Below are 3,402 nucleotides of genomic sequence, written 5' to 3'. Positions count from 1 at the left end.
CCGGGACGTTGAATGCCAACCTCGACTTCGCGTTCCAGATCGCGGACGCGGACGCCGATACGACGGCGACGCAGCACATACCCGTTGACGTCGTCGCCTGATCACTGAGCGACGGGAGGCAGCTAAAGTTGCCTCCCGCCATCTGCGCACGAAGCAGCACCCCGCAGAGATATAAATGATGAAAGCCAACCAACAGCCCCCTGCCCTGCAAGTGGTGATGAAAGAGGCCAGACGTGCCATCCGGCCGCTTATCTGGTTCAGCGCTGGCATCAACGTGCTGATGCTGACCGGGGCGCTTTACATGCTCCAGGTCTATCACCGGGTGTTGTCCAGCCACAGCCTGGAGACGCTGGTGATGCTGTCGTTGATGGCGGCAGGGGCACTCGTCGCAATGGCGGGGCTGGAAGTGGTGCGCGGGCGCCTTCTGGCTAAAGTCGGATCGTGGATGAACGCGCGGTTGGSACCAGTTCTSCTGACMGCATCGGTGGAATATGCCGCCTCGGCGCCCGGKCAYGCCAATGCCCGACCGCTGCGCGACCTCGATCAAGTGCGGAATTTCTTCACGAGCCCGAGCATCTTCCCTATCCTTGACGCGCCTTGGGCGCCTCTGTTTTTCGCCGCCATATTCCTCATGCACCCTTGGCTGGGTTGGTTGGCGCTGGTCGGCGGGGTCGTACTCTTCGCCTTGGCGGTGCTCAACGAATACCTCACGCGCAAGCCTTTGACCGAGGCCGCAACCGCACAGTCGCGGGCATACACGCAGGCTGAAGCTGCGATCCGAAACGCCGAGGTCGTCCAGGCGATGGGCATGCTAAAGCCACTGCTGGAGGGCTGGAAGGCGCAGCAGGACGAGGCGAACAAAGGACAAGTCCTTGCCGCCAACCGTGGCGGCGTCATCGCGGCCATGGCGCGTTGTCACCGGCTCGCCCTGCAAATGGCCATACTGGGCCTTGGTGCCTATCTGGTGGTTCGCAACGAAGCCTCGGCCGGCATCATGATCTCCGCCTCGATTCTCATGGGTCGCGCCTTGTCCCCAGTTGAACAAGCGATCGCCACATGGAAGGCCACGGTCGGAGCGCGTGCCGCTTACCGGCGTCTCACCGCGGTCGCCGGACAGCACCCGGAGGCCACAGCGGTTCTGCCATTACCACGACCGAAGGGGCGGTTTGAGGCCGACGACCTCGTGCTTGCCCGACAGGGTGGCGAGCCGATTCTGAAAGGGATCAACTTCCGGCTCAGTCCGGGTGAAGCAATGGCGCTGATCGGCCCGAGCGCGGCCGGTAAGACGAGCCTGGCGCGAATACTGGCCGGTGCCTGGCGTCCATCCGGGGGGCGTGCGTTGCTGGACGGCATGGACGTTGCCCAATGGGCGGCGGAGGACCGTGGTCATCATGTCGGTTACCTGCCGCAGGACATCGAGCTCTTCGCCGGTACCGTCGCCGAAAACATCTGCCGCTTCGCGCAGCTCAACCCGCCGGTCTTCAACAACGTGGTCAAGGCCGCTCAGTTGGCGGGAGTTCACGAACTGATCAAGGGGCTGCCTAAGGGTTACGCCACCGAGATCGGCGAATCCGGCGCGGTGCTGTCAGGCGGGCAGCGCCAACGCATCGGCCTGGCGCGGGCACTCTACGGCGACCCGCCACTCCTTATACTGGACGAGCCCAATTCCAACCTCGACCGCGATGGCGAGGACGCATTGATCGCAGCCCTCAGCGCGGTCAAGGTGGCGGGCACGACCATCGTCCTGATCGCGCACCGACCGAATATCCTGGAGAAGGTCGACAAGGTGCTGGTCCTCAACCACGGCCAGCAAGACCTCTTCGGCCCGCGCGACTATGTCTTCAACGAACTCGCCAACCGCGCCCGCAAGGTGACCCAGATGCCGATGGGAGCCTCGCTGCCAACCCTCGAAGTGGTCAAGGAAGTCAAAGAAGCATGAGCCGTTCCCCGGACTTGAACGTCGTGCCGTTGCCCGTGCCGCCACCGTCCCTGCTGGAACCGCTACCCCTGCGTCTGACGGGCGTGACGTGCACCGGGTTCGCGATCATGTTCCTGTTCTTCGGCGTCGCCGGCGGTTGGGCGGCGCTGGCGCCTTTGGACAGCGCCGCTGTAGCACCGGGCGTTATCAAGGTCGCCGGCGACCGCAAGCTGATCCAGCACCTCGAGGGCGGCATCATCGCGGACCTGAACGCCGCCAACGGTGATATCGTCAAGGCGGGCAAGGTCCTTATCCGGCTCGACGACACACAGGCAAAGACGCAGCTTGACCTGATCCAGAACCGGATAGCAACGCGCGACGCGCTAGCCGCGCGTCTCAGGGCCGAGCGGGACGGCAAGCCGGAGATCGAGTTCGATCCGGCGTTGCTCGCAGACCCCGCTACCGCCGCAAGGGACGCGGTGGCCGCACAGCGTGACGTGTTCGCGGCGAAGCAGCACAATTTGAAGGATGAGGGGGAAATCCTCAGCCAGCGCCATAACCAGATACAGGAAGAGATAAACGGACTGAAGGAGCTCATCGTCACCGAGGACAAGCAGATCGAGGCGATCGGGGGTGAAAGCAAGGACCTCGAGGGGCTGCTCAAGAAGGGGCTGACCACGCGCGAGCGGAACCTGTTGCTCAAACGACAACAGAGGGAGATCGAGGGGGAGCGCGCGACCAACACCGCGGCAATCGCTCGTGCCAGAAGCGCCATAGCCGAGATCGACATGCAGATCTTGAACCTCGGCACAGTGCGGCTGAACGAGGCCGTCGAGGAGTTGAGCAAGGTCGAGGCGGAATTGTTTGACCTCAGGCAACAGGAGCGTTCCGCCAAGGACGTGCTGACCCGTACCAATGTCGTCGCACCGGTTGACGGCATCGTCATGGACCTGAAGGTCCACACGACGGGCGGTGTCGTGAAACCCGGCGAGACATTGATGACAGTCGTCCCGCTCGGACAACAACTCGTGGTCGAGGCTATGGTCAAACCTGAAGATGTCGAGACGATCGCCCCCGGACAGCCCGCGCGCGTCAGCTTCCCGGCCTTCGCCCGCTACAACCTGCCGCCGCTCGACGGCGTCGTGGAGATCGTGTCGGCTGACCGCATGGTGGAGGAGCGCAGCGGGGCACCGTATTTCGCCGCAACCGTGTTGATCGACAAGAGTGAACTCGCCAAGCTGGAGGGCCGCAAGCTGCTGCCCGGCATGTCGAGCGAGGCGATGATCCGGACCGGTGCTCGCACCGTGCTTTCTTACCTCGCCGAGCCGATCACGCAGAACTTCCGCCGCGCGATGCGGGAAAAATAGCCATAGGCTGCCCGAAAGCCGTCAGCTGTTGAGATGCTTCAATTCAAACCTGGCGTCATCCTGGGTGTCTGACACGCCCTGTTCGGCGAACTGAAACATGTCCGCGAACTCCATCTC

General features: G+C 63.4%; 2 protein-coding genes. Both read left to right on the top strand.

The genetic code is table 11. The features are described 5' to 3' along the window. Positions 1-178: 178 nt before the first annotated feature. Positions 179-1,939 (top strand): type I secretion system permease/ATPase, encoded by a 1,761-nt coding sequence (locus tag ACXJ7R_RS27945; RefSeq protein WP_457154648.1) that lies wholly within the window; start codon positions 179-181, stop codon positions 1,937-1,939. Next, positions 1,936-3,285: an HlyD family type I secretion periplasmic adaptor subunit gene (locus ACXJ7R_RS27940; RefSeq protein WP_457154647.1), complete on the top strand. Its 1,350-nt coding sequence runs from the start codon at positions 1,936-1,938 to the stop codon at positions 3,283-3,285. Before ACXJ7R_RS27945 ends, ACXJ7R_RS27940 begins: the two co-directional genes overlap by 4 nt. Positions 3,286-3,402 lie beyond the last annotated feature (117 nt).

It is taken from the genome of Mesorhizobium sp. P5_C1 (genome assembly GCF_054049815.1).
Note: the sequence above shows the minus strand (reverse complement) of the source record. Positions and strands in the feature narration are given on the sequence as shown.